We start from the raw sequence: 16,807 nt of genomic DNA, 5'->3' as shown, positions 1-16,807 counted from the left end.
GTTGACGAGGCAGGGTTTCTCGGATACCACAGCCTTCAAGATGCACAAGAGGTTTTTGGTTCCAAAACTCATTTTAGTCCTCGCCGTTTCAGCCTTTTTGACCGGAGGAGCATGCCCAAGTACAGAGGATTCCCTGGTTGATGACATTAAGTTTGCCTTGGATCAATGTAACCCCTCCAGCAAACCGGAAACGGTCGATACCTTTTGCAATACCGCGGTGACGAAGGGTGAGGAGCTGATTACCAAAACACCGACAGACAAAAATGCCCGTCTCCTCTTGTCATCGGCCTATTTTGGGAGGAGTGGGTTGGACTTCCTTTCTCTTCTAGAGACTTTTGCTGGTCTTGCTGATTCTGGTGAAAAAGACTTTGTCGAGATTCGAAATGCTATTGTCAACATCGACGTCGATATTGTTGATCTTCGCTCCTCGATTACCACATTAACGCAGATTATTGCTGATCTGGATCTTAAGGCTGAAGGGAACGAAGATATATTCAGGCAACTCGGATTGATGATGGCTCTGGAGGCTTTTGTCCGCCCTGTCAAACTGGCAGGGACAGATGCTGCTGATGTGGCAACAGGGCTCAGTGACGGTTCAGGAGAAGGTGATGTCACCAAGAGTGATTTTGTGAATGCCGATAATTATCTGGCCGATACCAATATCGATGATGAAGATATTCTAAAGCCGATTCGGGAGAATTATTGTCGGTGCTCCTTGCAGTCAGGAGGATTTACCGCTCGCTGTCTTCGAGATCTGATGCGGTGTGAACTAAACCCTGCTGCTGCGGATAATGAGGGCGATAACGGGGGACTTGAGGCTGATTATGATGGCACCCTTCCAGACGATCCGAATGATGTTGATTGCCTTAAACTTCTGACACCTGATGGGTTGAGTACCTGTGCCGGGACGGATACAAAATGAAATTGAGTAAATTGATTTCTTATTTTTTCCTTTTCCTTCTTGCGATGCTGCCTTTATCGGCCTTTGGTCAGGCGACATCGACAATCCCACCGGCCCATCCGAGTCTCTATAAAGGGGTTCGACCTTTGGGGATGGGGAATGCCTTTGTTGCGATGCCGGGTAGTGATGAGAATGCGATGTTTTATAACCCGGCTGCGATCAATGACTATGAGCCAGGTATTGATTTTCGTTTTGTGAGCCCCACCATCGATTTCACGACCTCCTCCATTCAGCTTGTGAAGGATGTCGTCGATCTTGCCGATGAAATTAACGATGAAGAGGGGGATGTTTCGGCCCAAATTGACACCTTTGAGACATTTGTGAATGCCCACACGGGTGAGTTTCATTCGCTAGATGTCCGCCTCCCTGTCTTTATGGTATTGAACAAGTATCTTTCACTAGGAACACTGGTCGATTCTCGGACCACAGTCTCTTTTAGAAACAGGTCATTTAGTAATTTTGAGCTTCAATCTCGCTCTGATGCTGGTGGGGTGATCGGCGGGGCGTATGGCTTCTTTGAGGAACAGCTTCAGGTGGGTGTGAATGTCAAAGTTCTCCACCGGATCAGTGTTGATCAGGTATTGACGATCGATGATATTTTCGCCACCGATGACTTTAAAGATGCGATGCCGATTGAACGGGCGACCGGTGTCGGTGTTGATCTTGGGTTAAAGGGCAAGGTCCCGACTTTTGATTTGAAGGCCTTGGAGGTCTTGAAACCGACGGTTGGTTTCACCTGGCAGGATATTGGGAACACCCGATTTGCAGGCGATGTGGTTGATACGGAGCAGTCGATCAGTCTTGGGGCGGCGATTCATCCAACCTTCCATTTAGGAAAACACGAATTTCAAAATCATTTTGACCTTGATCTGCGTGAGTTGAATCAGCCGGTCTCCTTTTCCAAGAAGCTCTTTTTTGGGTATGAGTTAATGGGGCCAAGATTCCTTGGATTTTTTCAGCCTTCAGTGCGGATCGGGGCCCAACAGCTCTATCTGGCGGCAGGGACCTCGCTCGATCTTCGATTTGTGAAGGTTGAATTTGCCACCTATGCCGAGGAAGTTGGCCGATTTACGCGGCAGCAACCTTCTAGACGTATTGCGGGCGCCCTCGTCTTCGGGTTCTAGTTTTAGTTAAATTACAGAAAAGTTGAAATTTTCGAGTTGGCTCTTCACTTCGCCTAAGAAGCCACAGGCGGCGTCGCCATCAACGATCCGATGATCGAAAGAGAGGTCCAGAGGCAGGATCGATCGTATCTCGATCTTTTCGTTGATCACCCAGGGACGACGGGTCACACGATTCACCGCCAGGATTCCTGATTGCGAGGGAGGGATGATCTGATTGCTTCTGATCGCTCCAAGGGCTCCCGTATTATTGACGGTAAATGTGCCTCCTGTCAGTTCAGAAACGTCCAGCCTCCCCTCGCGGGCCTTGTTAATAAGGTGAGGCACCTCTTCAACAATCCTGGAAAAGCTCAAGTCTTGAATATTGCGTAAGACAGGGACGAGGAGACCCTGAGCGGTTGCCGTCGCGATCCCAAGATGAATCGAATGGTGTTCTTCGATCCTCTGATCAGCCCCCTGTCCCTTGAGCGAGCTATTCAAGATCGGGAATTTTTTCAAGGCGGGTATGACGGCAAGAAGGACAAAAGGGAGATGGCTTAACTTGGAGTCATTTTTCTTTCTCCACTCGTCAATGGTTGTGACATCGACATCAACCCCTGTTCCCGCATGAGGGATCTCTTTCTTCGAAAGGGACATTTTCTCGGCGATGCGGGCCCGGATAGGGGTTAAAGGAATTACCTTGACGTCGGCGGATGGGCCAGGATGTTTCCCGCGTGTCTCGAGATATTTCAAAAAGTCCTCTTTCGTCAGTCGAGCATTGGGTCCTGTACCGGCCAGTTTTTCAATCTCCTCGAGGGGGATATTGTTTTCTTTTGCGAGCGACCGGATCATTGGAGATATTGCAGCCTTTTTGTCACCCTCCAGCCCGCCGAAGGCGGGCGTTGAGGGGGGGACCCGAGACGCGAGCCCCTCTAACGACTTTCCAATCCCCATCGAGAGATATTTTTCCCCCAAGGCGTCGGCGACCTCGAAGTGGGCGATTTCTTTCCCGACGGACACCTTTTTATTTTCACTCTCAAGGATTTTTATCAGTTTCCCTTTAAAAGGAGACTCATAGGCAAAAACTGATTTCTCAGTCTCCATCTCGATGAGCGGCTCTTGTTCCTTCAGTTCGTCGCCCTCTTTCTTCAGCCAGCGGACAATAAGCGCTTCGGTAATCGATTCCCCGAATTGGGGCATGGTAAGTGCTATTTTCACAGCGCTCAGTATTGAACGAGTCTCTTGGCAGCGTCAACAATATCTTGTTCTGAAGGGAGGTAATAATCCTCCAGCTGCGGAGCGACCGGGATCGGTGTCATCTTGGCTGTAATACGTACGGGCGGTGCCGAGAGGGAATCGAATCCCTTTTCACAAATGAGTGATTCCAGCTCAGCCCCCACTCCCCCACGACGAGGGGCTTCATGGAGAATAATAACCCGATTTGTTTTTCGAAAAGAATTGAGCAGTGTTTCTTCATCCAAAGGGACGAGGGTGCGCAAATCAACCACTTCCAGTTCTATTCCCTCTTCCTTCGAGAGCTTTTCAGCAGTCTTTAGGGCGAGATGGACCATCGCGCCGTACGTCATGAGGGTGATATGGGAGCCCTCTCTTCGGACCAAGGCCTTACCCAGAGGGATTCGATAACTTCCGTCGGGGACCTCCTCTTTAATCTCATAGTACAGTTTTTTGTGTTCAAAAAAGAGGACAGGGTCATTGTCATCAATCGATGCAGCCAAGAGTCCCTTCGCATCAGAGGGGGTTGAGGGGGCGACAAGTTTAAGTCCCGGGACATGGAAATACCACGCCTCTGTGCTTTTTGAGTGGTAAGGGCCAATGCGAAGCCCTCCTCCCGAAGGGGCACGAATAACCATCGGTATTGGGGTCCCGATTCGGAATCGATAAGGGGCCGCGACATCGACAAGCGTGGAAAAAGCGGTGGTCATAAAATCAGAGAATTGGATCTCGGCAACAGGACGAAGTCCCGCAATCGCCGCTCCGATCGCCTCTCCAATGATGGCCCCTTCGGAAAGCGGGGTATTCTTGACCCGTTTTTTCCCGAATTCCTTTACCAAGCCCTTCGTAATTCCATAGACACCCCCATACTCTGCGATATCTTCACCGAGGAGGTACACCCTCTCATCCTCCTTCATCGCCTGTCGGAGTCCGTCTCGGATTGCCTCTCCATACGTCATGACCGGCATTATCTCTCCTTCAACAAATCTTCAGGTTTAGGCATCGGCTGCATGCGTGCATACTCCACCGCCTCTTCAATCTCACGCTCAACCCTCTCCTCAATCTCCCTCTCGCCTGTCTCATCAAGCATCCCTTTCTCCTTGAGGTAATTTTTAAACCAGAGGATCGGATCTTTTTTCTTCCACTCCTCAAATTCTTTTTTGGAGAGAAACTGGTACTGGTCATGGGTTCCATGGCCACCCATTCGCATCGTTTTGCATTCAATCAGGGAAGGGCCTTCTCCATTTCTTGCCCGGTCCACTGCCTCTTTGACGGCAAGATACACTTCGATAACGTTATTCCCGTCGATTGTCTTTCCGGGCATTCCATAACCGGCGGCGCGCAGTGCGAGATGCTCGACGGCGGTCTGTTCGTGAAGCGGGGTCGAGATAGCAATCTGGTTGTTATTGAGGACGAAAACGACGGGAAGTTTAAAAGTTGCTGCATAATTGAGTGCTTCATGAACAATCCCTTGAGAGGAGGCGCCGTCTCCAAAACAGGAAAGGACAACATTTTTTTCTCCTCGATACACCATGGCGGCGGCGACACCATTGGCGACAGGTGTCATTGACCCCATATGAGAGATAAAAGACAAAATTCTTTTGGACGTGACCCCGAAATGGACATTAGAATCCCGTCCCCATGTCGGAGAGTTGGCACGGCAAAAATATTGGAGAAATATCTCTTTGACCGTCATTCCACGGACAAGATGGGCCCCCATGTCGCGATGAGAAGGGGACAACCAATCTCCCTCGTCGAGCGTTGAAGAGGCGCCTACGGAGATAGCCTCCTGACCGGTCGAGAGATATCCTTTCCCAATAATGAGGGGGTTTTGAGGATTTTGACTGTAACAGATATAGGCAATTTTGTTTTCCAAATGGCGGGTGAGAGTCAAATAGTAATACATTTCGAGGAGCTTGGGTTGAGAGAGCTCCTCTTCTTTACGCTTAAGATCGGACGCCAACTTAATAGTGCGAAGCGCCACGGGTAGAAATTTTATCAAATTTCTTCGTTGTCTTGTCCACAATTTTTTTCAGCGAAGTCTCATACTGGTTTCGATCGCTGTAGGGGCGTGTTGCAACGCCAGATCGGATCGCAGCTTCGGCCACGGCGGGGGCCTCCCAAAGCAGGACACGGGGATCCAGAGGTTTTGGAATGATGTATTCAGGGCCAAAGGAGAGGGAGGAGACTCCATAGGCATGACAGATCTCTTTGGAGACCTCTTCTCTCGCTAGCTGAGCAAGCGCTTTTACCGCTGCCATTTTCATTTCTTCGTTAATTCTTTTGGCTCCCACATCCAGCGTGCCACGAAAGATGAACGGAAAGCCCAAGACGTTGTTGACCTGATTTGGATAGTCGGAACGTCCCGTGGCAATGACAGCATCCGGTCGCATCTCTTTGGCCTCATTGTATCCAATTTCGGGGTCCGGATTTGCCATGGCAAAGATAATCGGATTTTTTGCCATTTCCCGGATCATACTTGGCCGGACTATCCCCCTGCCCGATACCCCAATAAAAATATCAGCCCCCACGAGGGCTTCCTCAAGGGTCCTTAAGGAGGTCTTTTGAGCAAAGTGGGATCGATAGAATTCAAGATTCGGTCGCCCTTCGTAGACAACCCCTTGCCGATCACACATCATCACCTGATCTCGCGTAATACCCAAGTTCAAGAACATCTTGGCACAGGCGATTGCTGCCGCTCCGGCCCCGGAAAAGACGACGCGGATGTTCTCCGCCTTCTTCCCCTGAACCTCCAGGGCGTTCATTAAAGCCGCCGTTGTAATGACAGCGGTCCCATGCTGATCATCATGAAACACCGGGATCGACATTGCCTGGATCAGTCTCTCCTCGATCGCAAAGCACTCGGGCGCCTTGATATCCTCGATATTGATCCCGCCAAAGGTTGGTTCCAGACTCTTTACTACCTGAATAAAGACCTCGGGATCTTTCGCATTTATCTCGAGGTCAAAGACGTCAATGTCCGCAAACTGTTTGAATAGGATCCCCTTCCCTTCCATCACCGGTTTTGAGGCCTCTGGGCCAATGTCCCCCAAACCGAGAACAGCGGTCCCGTTGGTCACAACTGCAACCAGATTCCCACGTGCCGTATAATCAAATGCCTTTTTTGGATCTTTTTCGATTTCGAGGCAGGGTTCAGCGACACCAGGTGTGTAGGCGAGAGAGAGCTCTCTTTGGGTCGATGTCGGTTTTGTCGGGACAACTTCGATCTTTCCAGGCCGTCCCTCGGAGTGATAACTCAGCGCTTCTTCTTTGGTCACCATGAGGAGACGGATATTCTCTTAATAGGCACTATGAGTCAACAGGGTCTTTATTTCACTGCGTTGCAAACTGCAGCGGCAACTTTTTGGTGAAGGGATGGATCCAAGGGGTCCGGAACCAGTTCTCCTGGTATCGTTTGTTTAACAATCGCCTCGACCGCTGCGAGATACATTTCGGGTGTCATCCGTTTGGCATGGCCCTCGATCGCCCCCTTCAATATTCCCGGGTAACCGAGGAGATTATTGACATACCTCCCATCACTTGCAAATCCAGCCCCCGCGTCGATTGCCTCCTTGATTGAGATCTCGGGATCCGGATTCGAAAGGGCCAGAATCACCTGACCTTTTCGAACCATTTCCGGCTTGATCAGACCTGCTTGGCCAGTGGTGGCGATGACCACATCGGCTTTCTTCATCACCTCGGCAACAGATGGGACGACAGTCCCGCCGAATTTTTTCATCCGTTCGATCGCATAGGGTTGAACGTCAGTCCCAATCACCGTCTTTTTTGTGTAGCTCATGATCAGGCGCGCAATCGCTGACCCCGCAGCCCCTAGTCCTATCTGACCGACTTGGGAATCCTTCAGGTCGCGTTTGACGATCCGGCAGGCGTTGATCGCTGCTGCGAGACTCACGACAGCGGTCCCATGCTGATCATCATGCATCACAGGAATATCCAGTTTTTGGATGAGTTGCTCTTCAATTTGAAAGCAATCGGGTGTCCTTATATCCTCAAGCTGGATCGCACTGAAGGCCGATGAAATGGCGATGACATGTTTTATAAATTCATCCGGATCCTCCGTCTTCAAAAGGATCGGGATCATATTGTAACCAGAAAATTGGGAGAATAACGCCGCCTTCCCCTCCATCACCGGCATCGCGGCGATCGGTCCAATATTCCCCAGACCCAAGACCCGCGTTCCGTTTGTGATGATCGCGACCGTTCTGCCAATACTGGTATACTCCTTAGCGGCCTCGGGATTGGACTGGAGATGCATCGAAACGGCAGCGACACCGGGTGTATAGACCTTTCGAAGATCTTCAACACTCTTCACAGGATATTTCGGAACGACGAGGAGTTTGCCTCCTTTGTGAAGCTCCATGACGTCATCGACGACCGCTTCAAGCTCCGTGGTCTTGATCGCTCGAACCGCCTGGAGGATTTTTTCGAGCTGTTCCTCATCTTTACATTCCATTGAAATATCGCGCACCGTATGGAAAGTCCCGAGAGAGAGGGTCTTGATATCTCCGATATCTCCCCCTCCCGAGGCGATCGCCTGAATCACCTTTGACAAGGCACCAACCTGTTGTTGATTTCGTACGCGAAGGGTTCTGATGACCCGGCGTTTGTAGGCCATATCTTCCCTTACCATACCGAATAAGGGATTCCACAAGCTTTTCATTGACGAAGAGGGGCGTATGGCTATACGCCCCTACACAATGAAATTCTTGAAACTCGACCACATCGGCATTGCCGTTCCGGATCTCAAAGAGGCGGTGGAGATTTATCGTAAACTCTTGGGAAAATCCCCTGAACATTATGAAGAGGTCGCCGAACAAAGGGCGCGGACCGCCTTTTTTTCTGTTGGCGAAACTAATCTGGAGCTTTTAGAATCAACAAGCCCTGACGGACCGATCGGGAAATTTATCGAGAAACAGGGACGTGGCGGGATTCATCATATTTGTATTCAAGTGGACAATATTGAAAAGGTTTTAGAAGAATATAAAAGGGCCGGAGTTCTTTTGATCGATGAAAAACCGCGGATTGGGGCGCACGGCAAAAAAATTGCGTTTGTGCATCCGAAGTCAACAGGGGGCGTTTTGATTGAATTAGCGGAGGTTATGAAATGACCCAAAAAATCCATCCCAACGAAGCCCTCTTCGCCGGTGAGAAACCGTTCCCGATCATCCCGTGCTGCGAGCATTTTGCCGGTTCTGAAAAATTGATGACGAAGGCGCTTGAACTCCAGAACCAAAAGGGGGGGCTCTTCGATATCACGATGGACCTTGAGGATGGTGCGCCACAAGGAAAGGAAAAGGAACATGCGGAGATGATTGTGACGATGCAGAAGTCTCCTCTGAACAAACACAAGATGAGTGGGATTCGGATCCATGACTTCACGAACCGCCATTGGAGACAGGATGTCGATATCATTGTCCCTGGTGCCGGCGGCTTGATGGCCTATATCACCATCCCAAAGCCAACAGCGGCGGGTCAGGTCCGTGAGATGATTGGGTATATCCAGCAGGTTGCCAAAAAATCGGGCCTAAAACGCGAAATTCCGATCCATGTCTTGATTGAAACCCACGGCGCCTTGCGCGACGCCTTCGAGATTGCTGCGCTTCCCTGGATGCAGGTCTTGGATTTTGGTCTCATGGATTTTGTCTCCGGCCATCATGGGGCGATCCCTGATTCCGCCATGCGGTCGCCGGGCCAATTTGACCATGCCTTGATTGCGCGGGCAAAGACGACGATTGTTGCCGCGGCGTTGGCAAATGGAATTGTACCCGCACATAATGTTACGCTGGATCTCAAGAATCGTGAGCAGACGTTAGCGGATGCACGACGTGCTCATTATGATTTTGGATTTTTACGGATGTGGTCGATCTATCCAACGCAGATCGATGCGATCATCGAGGCGATGCAACCGGATCACTCGCGTGTTGAGAAGGGGTGCCAGATATTGCTGGCTGCCCAGGAAAATAACTGGGGTCCAATCCAGTTCGAAGGGGAACTCCACGACCGGGCGACGTATCGGTATTTTTGGGAGTTGGTTCAAGCGGCCAGGCTTTCTGGGCAGAAGCTTACTGATGCGGCCGAGCAGGCGTTTTTCGTTTCTTAAATTTCTTGAATCGATCCAACCCTCAACTGATCCGCCTCTTCTAAAAACTCGATTGTAAATGTTTTGAAACAGCGGCGGAATTCTTCCTCGTATTCCCGGGCTACCGAGGCACTGTCTTTCAGGCTTCTACCCAATAGATATCCAGAAAAAAATCTCCCCTCCCTCGGGACGAATACGGACAAGCAACCTCCCTGAAGGGTACTCCCTGTGCTGTAGATGAGGTTAGCCGGCATTTTTGCGAAATAATGAGAATCGATGATGCTGCCAAGATAGGACTTGAGATCCATCGGAGAGAGAAGGTCGTGTCGATCCAAAGCGTCTCCAGGGTGACTATGGAAGCACGCAGAAACTTCGGTTCCTCGCGGGAAGGAATCTCTAAGTAAAGGAGTCTCGTGCCAGGTTGTGAGCTGATAACAGCCCGAGGGACGCATTGAAATTCCATTTCTAATCCTTCTTGGGGGGTTGTAATATGAGCACCGCCCATTTCTTTTAAGAAGAAGCCCACCTGTTTCTAAAGGCAAGACGAAACCTCGTCCCCAAATTTCTCCTGAAAAACGAGTCCAGTGAACCACTTTCCCCGACTGGAGGGCGACAAGGGCGTTACCTAATGGAAATCTTCCGCGGAGATGACGAGGATAAAGCAGTCGTGCGAGGTCTGTTGAGTGTGGGGCATCCGCCTGGATAACCCAGGTTTTTTGATCGAGGTCCTCGGATCCTCTGAAAACCGTTCTTTTTGTCAAATCAAAAAAGGTAAGAGGCTGCCTGCCGCTTTCCGCAGGGATCAGAGAAACTACGACAGATCCCTCATGTTGAACAATTCCTAACGCTCCCCTCCGCGAGGCATGCATGACCTCTTCTAAGACGTCTCGTGAGAGGATTCCTTTCACCTCGTCAGGAAACCTTCCCCATTCCTCTGTTGGAAGAACCAATCTTGGCGGCTCCTTGATCGGTTGAATTCTAGCGGCGGCGATTCTCCAGGAAATAAGGGTCATGAAGCCCCCAAGGATGAGGGAGGAGTAAGCGGCGAGAGCGGCTGCATTCATTGCCTCTTCGAATTCCTCGCCCTTCAGCGAACGACGCATTGTCTCAAAAAGGAGCGATGCCCCACTACCAGCGAGAATAAGGGCCAATGGACTCTGAAATCGAATAGAGAAAAGGATTGTCGAGAAAAGTTCAGCGATGTTGAGCCCGAATTCTTGGGCATTTTCGAGGGTAGCCTCTCTCTTGGTGTAAAGATCATAACTACTTTTAAAAAGCGTACATCCCACACCGGCAATTCCTCCCCAAATGATTTTTGTCTGTTGGTTTGGAGCAAGGTTGACCGCCATCGCCGCTGCCCCCATCGAGAGCCCCATCTGGAGGCCGGTTTTGAAGATCCCTTCTGCGCTATTGGAGATCCCTTCGATCACAAGGGGTTTATCGATAGAGGGGCAACTTTGTTTCTCGTGAAAACTCCGCTTAAGCTCGCTTAAAATTCTTGAATCGTTCCAACCCTTAACTGATGCCCCTCTTCCAGAAATTCGATTGTAAGGGTTCTGAAGCAGCGACGGAATTCACGCTCAAAATCATCATGATCCATTGAAAAATCTGTGCCTGGCCTCGGGATGAAGATTGAGAGCCCACTCCCGTTGAAGGGGGCACCGGTGGTATAGATGGCGCTGGCGAAGTCTTGCCGAAGATCTTGTCTCAAATTGAGATAGCATTTCAAATCGGTAGCGCTCAAAAGATCGACTTGAGGTGTCTGGGATCGTGTCAACCCAAGGGTTCGCGTCGGATGGCTATGGATCCACAGTGTCACTTGTGTCTCGTCTGTCAGATCCCATCCGGAGGGAGAACCAAAATCGAAAGAAGATCGACTGACCCGATGGACACCGGGAGAGGGGGCGTAGACAAACAAGGCCTTTTTCAGACCTCGAGTCGACCAGGAAACAGTCTCCCCCTGCCTCAGGAAAAGTCCACCTGTCTCCAGAGGGAGGGGAGATTTAGGGGTCGCGTAAGTGCCCGTGGATTTCCATTTTTGTTGATTGAAAAAATCGGTCCAGTGCATCACCTCTCCTGAACGGGTCACAACAACCGCCTCACTTAAGGGGAATCCTGCCTGGAGATTTTTGGGATAGAGGAGTGTTGCGTTGTCTAGTGACAGACCCAGGGAATCTCCCCTAAAATTAAACGTTGAATCGGCTTTTTCAAAATGCCCCAATCGAACCTTTCTTCGGGCAAGATCAATCAATGCGGCTGGATGATCTCTCGAGGGGTCTTCATAAAAACCTAAAAAAACTTGATCCGTTGGAGAGGCGATGCCCCTTTCAGATCGATGCGCCGCATCGATAAAATCTTCCAGGGCGTTGGACGATGTCAGTTCGCGGACCTCCGGTGGGAGTTTTTCCCATTCCTGGGGAGAGAGCTTGAGTCGCGGCAGCTCGTCTACCGGTTGGATCCTTCCCGCCGCTATCCTCCAGGAGAGGATCGTCATCCCGCCACCGATCAGGATGGAAGAGGAGGCGGCGAAGAGCGCTGATTGGATCGATTCAGAAGTGGTCTTTCCCTGGATCTTTGTTCGAAAGGTCTCAATACAAAACGAGGAGAGGGCTGCCGATAGAATCATTCCAGCGGGGGTCATCAGCGTTATCGAAAAAAGAGTTCCAACACCGATTTCGATGAGGTTCAAAAAAAACTCATCGTTCGTCTGATCGGTCTCTTTTCCTTGCGAAAGTGCCGTATAGAAATCATAACCACTCTTGAAAAGACTACAGCTTGCCCCCGCCACCCCACTCCAGAGCGCCTTTGTCTTGGGGTTTGGCGAGAGATTATGCGCCATCGCCGCTGCCCCCATCGAGAGCCCCATTTGGAGGCCGGTTTTGAAGATCCCTTCTGCGCTATTGGAGATCCCTTCGATCACAAGGGGTTTATCGATAGAGAGACAACTTTGTTTCTCGTGAAAACTTTCGCTAACACCTCGCGTCAACTGAAAAAGTTGCCAACCTCTATTGAGGTGCTAGAGACCAGCTAATGTCTCTGTCTGATGAGTTTCAGACACTTGAATCTGCCAAAAAAAATCTTGATCAGATCGGACAAACCCTTGCCCAAAGGGCGACTGTCGATGGGAAAATTTCCAATGACAAGATTGATGAACTCCAGCTCGAGGCGTACGACTTCGCATGGCTCTCTTCGAAGCTCTATGCGGCAGAGAGTATCCTGGCTTATGCCAAATCCCGAGGTGAGTTAGAAAAAGGGCTTACCTCTCTTTTTGTGGATGAGGCGGTTACCGATTTATTAAATAAAAAAACCTCTCGAACCAGCGCCCCCTACTCACGTCTGGCACGGGTCATTCATGAGAAGGGGCATGGGGGGGATTTCGGTCTCGATGAACAGCATCAGATGTTTCGCGAGACCTTCAGAAAATTTTCTGAGGAGAAGGTGACTCCTTGGGCGGAAAAGGTTCATCGTCAGGATCTCTTGATTCCTAAGGAGATTATTCAAGGTCTGAGGGAGCTTGGCTGTTTTGGCCTCTCGATGCCGCAACGCTATGGGGGATTTCAGGACGATCAAAAGCCGGACAATACGGGGATGGTGGTGGTGACCGAGGAGCTTTCCCGTGGCTCCTTGGGGATCGCCGGGAGTTTGATTACCCGACCCGAAATTCTGGCCAAGGCCCTCCTGAAAGGCGGCACCGAGGGACAGAAACAGAAATGGCTTCCTCTCTTGGCCTCGGGTGAAAGGATGTGTGCTGTCGCGGTGACGGAGCCGGACTACGGGAGTGATGTCGCCTCGATGAAGGTATCGGCCACACGCAAAAACAGCGGTTGGGTGATCAATGGGGTGAAGACCTGGTGTACCTTCGCCGGATATGCCGATACCCTGATGGTCCTCGCAAGGACCGATCCGGATATGGGCAAGCGTCACAAGGGACTTTCGATTTTTATTGTGGAGAAGCCACGCTTTGAAGGCCATGAATTCAAACACCAGCAACCCGACCATGGCGGTACGATTGAAGGCAAGGCGATTCCGACGATTGGTTATCGAGGGATGCATTCGTATGAGGTTGCGTTTGTTGATTACTGGGTCCCGGAGGAAAACCTGATCGGTGGGGAGAAGGGGCTTGGGAACGGTTTTTATCTCCAGATGGAGGGTTTTTCCGGTGGGCGTCTCCAAACGGCGGCCCGTGCCTTGGGTGTCATGCAAGCCGCCTTTGAGGCGACCCTTCGTTATGCCAATGAGAGGAAGGTTTTTGGAAAACCGATCTTTGATTATGGAATGACTCAATGGAAAATTGTCCGGATGGCGATGCTGATCCAGGCGGCCCGTCAGGCAACCTACCGTGTGGCGCGGCTCATGGATGAGGGAAAGGGACAGATTGAGGCTTCATTGGTAAAGTTTTACGCCTCGAAGATTTCGGAGTGGGTCACGCGTGAGGCGATGCAGATCCATGGGGGGTATGGGTATGCGGAGGAGTATCCGGTCAGTCGGTATTTTGTGGACGCCCGTGTTTTTTCGATCTTCGAAGGGGCTGAGGAAGTCTTGGCGTTGAGGGTCATTGCACCGGGGTTGCTGCAAAGGTATTTATGAAGGAACTCGCAAAAGAAATTCCAGTCGACTTGAACAAGGTTCGTTTTCCAGAATACGGACGTGTTTTGGAAGATTTTCAGCCCGGTGAGGTTTTTTGTCATCCACGGGGGATTACAATCGATCGAAATTTTGCGATCGAATTCGCCACGACTTTTATGGAGGCGAATCCCCTCTATCTGAATGCCGATTACGCGAAGAAGCATGGTTTCTCGGATCTCTTGGTCTCTCCGATGATGGTCTTGAATTTGGCGATCTCCCTTGGAGTTCAGAATGACTCCGAGAAGGCGATGGCGAATCTTGGTTATTACAATGTGGAATTTCCAAAGGCGGTCTTTCCAGGGGATACCTTAAGGGGATTAACGAAGGTCATTGAGTCCCAGGGACGGGGAGACAAGCCGGGGATTGTGACGATTCGGACAGCTGCACTGAACCAGAAGGGGGAGGTTGTCTGTCGCTATAACCGAAAGATCATGGTCGCCCCATCGGGGAAAAAGAGCGATCCAACCACCGTTTCGGGTCAACCATTTCCCGAGGAATCTGTAGGGGAAATTCGCGAATTGCCCCTACCAACGGCGGGAAAATATCCAAGAAACCTGACCGGAACGAAGACCTATTTTGAGGATTTTCAGGTGGGGGAGATCATTGTCCACAAAAACGGTCGGACGATTACCGATGAGCATATCCCATGGACCTATCGGCTCATGAATACGCATCCCCTTCACTACGATCAACTCTACACACAGGGGGCAAAACTTTCCGGAACCGGCAAACCAGTTGTTTACGGTGGCCTCGTCTTCGCCTGGCTCTGTGGGCTTGCCTCGCGGGACACGAGCGAGAACGCCTTGTGGGACCTTGGGTATACCGAAGGGTATCACACCCAACCAGCCTATTCGGGAGATACCGTGACGGCGGTCAGTCGGATCTTGGCGAAGGAGGATTTTTTACCGAAAGCCGGGGTTATTCAGACTCAGTTGATTGGTCTCAAGAATCTCAGGGCCTCTGACGCCCTACAGCAGTTTGGGGCCGATCTTTTCTTGAAGGAAAAAGACAAAAAAGATCTGGGAAAACAAAAGATTAGTGAAAAGGTGTTCGAAATAGAGCGTAGGCTTTTGATTAAGAAGAGATCAGCGGTAGGTTGACGCCCTGCGATATGGGGCAGGGACAACCTTATTAGGAAATAGCCGATACTTACTAAGACGAGATGGGTCCTCTAATCTCAAAGCTTTTCTTGCCTTTAGCGCCTCTGGCCTACTCTGCCGAATTTCATATCTACGGCAAGGGGTATCGATTAGAAACAGAGCCACTTCTGAAATCCGGTCTTTGCTTCACTTCAGAGTCAGCAGGTCTGGAAATGTGTTTCCCTGAGGATGGAAGTATTTCGCTGGACCTTCTGAACCCGAATCTTCGTCAATTTGTTGAATCGGAAAGTCCTCTTGCTGATCTTAAAGAGGGCCCAATGGTCATTTCTCCAGGGAAGGCGTATTTCTTTTCAACAGGCGATACGAGCAAAATGGAATATTTTCCCGACATGAAGTTTGACTCCGTGGCTTGGGCTCCCCGTTTTGAATGGGTCGCTGTCCTCGAGACCGACGTCTCCGCAGAGCAGGATGCGCATCGTGAGATCTTGCGACGCGGGTTTATTCGGGCCCGTGAAATGTATCCTGGTTTTGACAAGTCGATCCTTTTCTATGAAGGCGACCCGGCGGCATTGGGCACAATGGCCTTGGGGAATGCCTATCGAGATCACCCTCCTTCTCCTTTAGCCACTATTCCTGACTATGTCTTAAGACTTTTCGATCGACTTTTAGGAACCATTCACCATGGGATGGCAGCCTTTGTCCTCGAGTCACCCGATGGGCCTCCACGATTGCAAACACCAGAAGAGACGAGTCGCCAGATCCGGTCGAGTGTTGAAGAACACCTGTTTGAGATTGGCCGATTAAAGGGTGCCTTGAAGGATTTAGGACTGGCAACCCGTCCTCCCCTCATTGAAGAGGGGCAATTTCTCGCAGACTATCTGAAGGGAATTGAATCGGCCAAGTTGGCACTTCAGGCAGGGCGGTTGGATGAGGTCGAACAATGGCTTAAGGATAATCGTCAGATGGCGGTTTATCCGATCATGAGCGATGTCAATTTCAAGATGTGGGACGACGAAAAAGTGGAAGCGAGCAAGAGTCGTTATCCCAGAAAAAAGCTTCTTGGATATCTCCTTCAGAGGCATATCGGTGTCGGGGAGTATTTCATGACAGCTTTGGAGTTGTTTAATCAAGCGGAGGTCTTGCTGCTAGACAGTGAGAACTCACATCTGGCTCAACAGGCGTTCAATGAGGGGGTTTCGTACTATAAGGAAGGACTCCGCTATCTTCCGGAGGAGATGTGGGAGCAAACGGCACGTGGGAGGGGGCCTATCGTTGCCATGGGGCAGCTTCATCGAGAGGCGGTGCTTCATTTGGTCTCGGATGCGGTTGGGGCCCATTGCCGAAATTATTCTGGTGATGCCTGCGTTCAATCGGTGTCCGCTAATTATTTTGGGCTAGAGCCTTTCCATCGAGAGGGAGACGACCTTCTGCTGGATCAAGATGGGCAGGAGCGTCCTCAAAATAAAAGGGCGATGGAGGCGACTGCCGATATCCTCCTTTACGGTGTTTTGCATACAAATCCCACATTGATTCTCGATCGCTTCTGGCCAGAAAAGGTCATTATTCCTGAACCTCCAGATGCCGGTGTTCCTCCCCTTCCGGGAGGAGTTCCGGATGCTGGTGTGAACCCCTCTGATGGGGGGAACTGATTTTCTACTTGTTGACCCTTAAGATAAAACTCCTTACA

Annotated in this window: 14 protein-coding genes; 7 read left to right on the top strand and 7 right to left on the bottom strand. The window is 50.6% G+C overall.

Annotated features, from left to right (window positions below):
* Positions 1-40 precede the first annotated feature (40 nt).
* Together HYT76_00895 and HYT76_00890 are read left to right on the top strand one after the other, a co-directional pair.
* Positions 41-922 (top strand): hypothetical protein, encoded by an 882-nt coding sequence (locus HYT76_00895; GenBank protein MBI2082101.1) that lies wholly within the window; start codon positions 41-43, stop codon positions 920-922.
* A complete protein-coding gene (locus tag HYT76_00890) occupies positions 919-2,085 on the top strand; it encodes a hypothetical protein (protein MBI2082100.1) in 1,167 nt (388 codons plus the stop codon). The genes HYT76_00895 and HYT76_00890 overlap by 4 nt, the downstream gene beginning before the upstream one ends.
* A gap of 6 nt (positions 2,086-2,091) precedes the next feature.
* Here the strand turns inward: HYT76_00890 and HYT76_00885 are convergent, their stop codons facing one another.
* The 5 genes from HYT76_00885 to HYT76_00865 are packed head-to-tail and all read right to left on the bottom strand — an operon-like array spanning position 2,092 to position 7,930.
* Positions 2,092-3,279, bottom strand: a complete 1,188-nt coding sequence (locus HYT76_00885) for a 2-oxo acid dehydrogenase subunit E2 (GenBank protein MBI2082099.1) — start codon at positions 3,277-3,279, stop codon at positions 2,092-2,094.
* A 5-nt stretch (positions 3,280-3,284) separates the two neighbouring features.
* Positions 3,285-4,262 (bottom strand): alpha-ketoacid dehydrogenase subunit beta, encoded by a 978-nt coding sequence (locus HYT76_00880; protein MBI2082098.1) that lies wholly within the window; start codon positions 4,260-4,262, stop codon positions 3,285-3,287.
* Entirely contained in the window at positions 4,262-5,200 is a 939-nt protein-coding gene (locus HYT76_00875) for a thiamine pyrophosphate-dependent dehydrogenase E1 component subunit alpha (protein ID MBI2082097.1), read from the bottom strand. The genes HYT76_00880 and HYT76_00875 overlap by 1 nt, the downstream gene beginning before the upstream one ends.
* 58 nt (positions 5,201-5,258) lie before the next feature.
* Positions 5,259-6,575, bottom strand: a complete 1,317-nt coding sequence (locus HYT76_00870; protein ID MBI2082096.1) for a malate dehydrogenase — start codon at positions 6,573-6,575, stop codon at positions 5,259-5,261.
* Between the two features lie 47 nt (positions 6,576-6,622).
* Positions 6,623-7,930: an NAD-dependent malic enzyme gene (locus tag HYT76_00865; GenBank protein ID MBI2082095.1), complete on the bottom strand. Its 1,308-nt coding sequence runs from the start codon at positions 7,928-7,930 to the stop codon at positions 6,623-6,625.
* Positions 7,931-8,012: 82 nt separating this feature from the next.
* Between HYT76_00865 and mce the strand changes: the two genes are divergently transcribed.
* Positions 8,013-8,423, top strand: a complete 411-nt coding sequence (gene mce, locus HYT76_00860; GenBank protein ID MBI2082094.1) for a methylmalonyl-CoA epimerase — start codon at positions 8,013-8,015, stop codon at positions 8,421-8,423.
* Positions 8,420-9,415, top strand: a complete 996-nt coding sequence (locus HYT76_00855) for a CoA ester lyase (protein MBI2082093.1) — start codon at positions 8,420-8,422, stop codon at positions 9,413-9,415. Before mce ends, HYT76_00855 begins: the two co-directional genes overlap by 4 nt.
* Here HYT76_00855 and HYT76_00850 read toward each other — a convergent pair.
* Together HYT76_00850 and HYT76_00845 are read right to left on the bottom strand one after the other, a co-directional pair.
* Positions 9,412-10,824 (bottom strand): hypothetical protein, encoded by a 1,413-nt coding sequence (locus HYT76_00850; GenBank protein MBI2082092.1) that lies wholly within the window; start codon positions 10,822-10,824, stop codon positions 9,412-9,414. The two genes, HYT76_00855 and HYT76_00850, sit on opposite strands and share 4 nt — an antisense overlap.
* Positions 10,825-10,883: 59 nt before the next feature.
* Complete coding sequence (locus HYT76_00845) at positions 10,884-12,314, bottom strand: hypothetical protein (GenBank protein MBI2082091.1); 1,431 nt, start codon at positions 12,312-12,314, stop codon at positions 10,884-10,886.
* Between the two features lie 110 nt (positions 12,315-12,424).
* Here HYT76_00845 and HYT76_00840 point away from each other — a divergent pair, with 110 nt between their 5' ends.
* The 3 genes from HYT76_00840 (at position 12,425) to HYT76_00830 (ending at position 16,769) form a co-directional block, all read left to right on the top strand.
* Entirely contained in the window at positions 12,425-13,981 is a 1,557-nt protein-coding gene (locus HYT76_00840; GenBank protein MBI2082090.1) for an acyl-CoA/acyl-ACP dehydrogenase, read from the top strand.
* Complete coding sequence (locus HYT76_00835; protein MBI2082089.1) at positions 13,978-15,120, top strand: MaoC family dehydratase; 1,143 nt, start codon at positions 13,978-13,980, stop codon at positions 15,118-15,120. Before HYT76_00840 ends, HYT76_00835 begins: the two co-directional genes overlap by 4 nt.
* A 62-nt stretch (positions 15,121-15,182) precedes the next feature.
* Entirely contained in the window at positions 15,183-16,769 is a 1,587-nt protein-coding gene (locus HYT76_00830; protein MBI2082088.1) for a hypothetical protein, read from the top strand.
* Positions 16,770-16,807: the final 38 nt, after the last annotated feature.

This window comes from Deltaproteobacteria bacterium, assembly GCA_016180845.1.
Lineage (GTDB): Bacteria > UBA10199 > UBA10199 > JACPAL01 > JACPAL01 > JACPAK01.
The sequence above is the reverse complement of the archived record's forward strand: the minus strand, read 5'-3'. Positions and strand labels throughout refer to the sequence as shown.